The sequence below is a fragment of the Bacteroidales bacterium genome (assembly GCA_018334875.1).
GTDB lineage: Bacteria > Bacteroidota > Bacteroidia > Bacteroidales > UBA12077 > JAGXLC01.
Map to the genome: position 1 here is coordinate 1 of JAGXLC010000497.1, position 2,815 is coordinate 2,815.

Consider the following 2,815-nt stretch of genomic DNA (forward strand, 5'->3'; position numbering starts at 1 on the left):
GTGCTACCTTCCGAGGCGTTGAAGAAGGTGGTATATGCAAAGCAGGAGTTTCAGGGCCCTCAAAAATTGTCGGTAAAGTTGAATGTGCCTGATACCTTGTTGTTTTATAAAGATATCACAATACAGGCTTATAAATCAAATAAAAAAACCGAAAGAGCATCTATTTTGAACTGGGAACTCAAATCTTTTAACAGAAGTATAGGAGCCCAAGGCATCTATCCGCTCGAGAAATATTGGAATATGAAACCTGAAACGGGTTTTAACGGAACAATACCTAAAGATCAGATTATTGACCTTTCTTCTCATTTTAAGGATGGTGTATTGGAATGGAATGTCCCTGATGGTAAATGGACTGTTGTAAGATACGGAATGACATGTACCGGTGAGCGTCCCAATCGTCCGTCAGAGAATGCGGATGGGCTGAATTTGGATCACATGAGTGAGGACGCATTAAGCTCTTACTATCAAAAGGTATTGTTGCCGCTTATGAATGAAGCAAAAGATGCAGGCAATAGTCTGGTATATTTACATTCTGACAGTTGGGAAATGAAGGTCATCAATTGGACACAAGACTTCAGAAAAGAGTTTGAAGCCCGTAGAGGATACGATCCCCTAGATTATATGCCGGTATTAACCAATAAAATAGTAGGGAACAGAGCCGAAAGCAACCGGTTTTTATTTGATTTACGCAGAACAGTAGGAGATTTGGTTGCTGAAAATCATTATCAGTACCTTTCCGAATTGGCTCATAAAAATGATATGCTCATGCATCCGGAATCAGGAGGCCCCCATGCCGCACCAATTGATGGGCTATATACCATGAGTTTCAACGATGAATTAATGGGCGAATTTTGGGCCAGGTCCAGCACGCATCGGGTGAAAGCTTCCGAGCGCCTGACAGTAAGGCAAAGTGCCTGTGCTGCACATACCAATGGCAGGAGGTTTGTTACTGCAGAAGGGCCTACATCAATCGGGCCGCAATGGGAAAGAGCTCCTAGAGAACTGAAGGGAGTCATTGACAGGGTTTTTTGTTCAGGTGTAAATAAAATTGTCTGGCATACCTTTTCGGCCTCTCCGGAAAAGTTTGGCAAACCGGGGAATAGTTATTTTGCAGGTACACATCTAAATGCAAATGCCACATGGTGGGAAGAGTCCAAACCGTTCATTGACTACCTGAATAGGTCTTCTTATCTGCTGAGTTTGGGTCTTTTTGAAGCGGATGTCCTGTATTACTATGGCTCAAATGTTCCAAATTTTGTCTTCATGAAAAATGAGTTGAAAGAACTTGATTTCGGTTATGACTGGGACAAATGTGCCAGTCATGTCCTGTTGAACCGCGTTTCATTTGAAGATGGCCGTTTGAGGCTTCCCGACGGGATGACCTACCAGGTATTGAGGCTTCCCGATCGCGAGGCCATTAACCTGGAAGTACTGCGTAAGGTCGAGGAACTGGTGAAAAACGGTGCTACAGTAATAGGTCCACGGCCTGAACGGGCAACCGGTTTATCAGAATATCCCGAATCGGATAAAGAAGTGAAAGAAATAGCCGATCGCTTGTGGGGTGATATCGACGGCAAGCAGGTTACCCAGAATACCTACGGAGAAGGAAAAGTCATCCATGGCCCGGATATTAATCAGGTACTCGAAGAAAAGGGGGTCATTCCTGATCTGACCTTCAACAGCAGTAAAGAAGCAACCCAGTTGGACTATATCCATCGTTATACAGATGATCTGGATATCTACTTCGTGGTGAACCGTTTTGCTTACGATGGGATCAATGATTTTGAATATCGCTATAAAACATCCCTTCCCGACAGATACGAACAGGTGGAAGTGGGCTTCCGTGTGACAGGTAAGGTACCTGAAATCTGGGATCCCATGACCGGAGAAACCAAAAAAGTAAGCACCTACCGCGAAGAAAACGGACGTACCTATATTCCCCTTCATTTTGCACCGGAGGGATCTAAATTTATTGTTTTTAGAGACGACAAGGATAAAGATCATGACACGCATATAACCAAAATTACCAGGAACGGAAAGGATCTGTTTCCTGTGAGTGATCTGCCTGTGCTGAAACATCCTTATATTGAACCGGAATATTACGGCGGTGATCTCACTGCTGCTGTATATGAACCTGGAGAGTATGAACTTACCTTTTCTGACGGAAATGTGAAAACCTTTACTTTTAATCGTCCTTTGCAGGAGAAAAGAATAGAGAGCCCGTGGGAGGTTTCATTTGATCCCGAATGGGGAGGCCCTGAGGATACGGTGTTTAATGAATTAAGATCATGGACAGCGTTTGATGCCAAAGGCATTAGATATTATTCCGGTGATGCCACCTATGAACAAACCTTCAACGTCTCCCGGGAAGATCTGGAGGATCAATCTGTCTTTTTAGATCTGGGGAATGTACTGGAACTGGCTTCTGTTCGGTTAAACGGGAATGATCTGGGTGTTCAGTGGAAGAGCCCGTTTCGTGTTGATATAACCGATGTGGTCAAAGCCGGTGAAAATACTCTTGAGGTAGAAGTAACCAATCTATGGCCGAACCGTTTGATAGGGGATAGCAAACTTTCCGAAGAGGAAAAGTACACCCGGACCAATGTCACGAAGTTTGAGGCGGAGGATTCAGAGAAGTATTTACGGGAATCCGGTTTGCTGGGACCTGTAAAGGTGATCTTTGCCAAAAATTTAGTGGTAAGTAAAGATAAGTAGTTCTATATAGAATAAATTCAAGTAGATAATGAATAATATCAAAAGAAGAGATTTAATTAAGTTGTTAGGTGCTATTTCTTTTGGTATAGTTATACCTTCC

1 protein-coding gene is annotated in these 2,815 nt (G+C 43.2%); it reads left to right on the plus strand.

Annotation, left to right across the window (positions count from 1 at the left end):
• On the plus strand, nt 1-2,715 hold a 2,715-nt coding region (locus tag KGY70_20375; GenBank protein ID MBS3777561.1), incomplete at its 5' end, for a glycoside hydrolase family 2.
• Between the last annotated feature and the right edge of the window lie 100 nt (nt 2,716-2,815).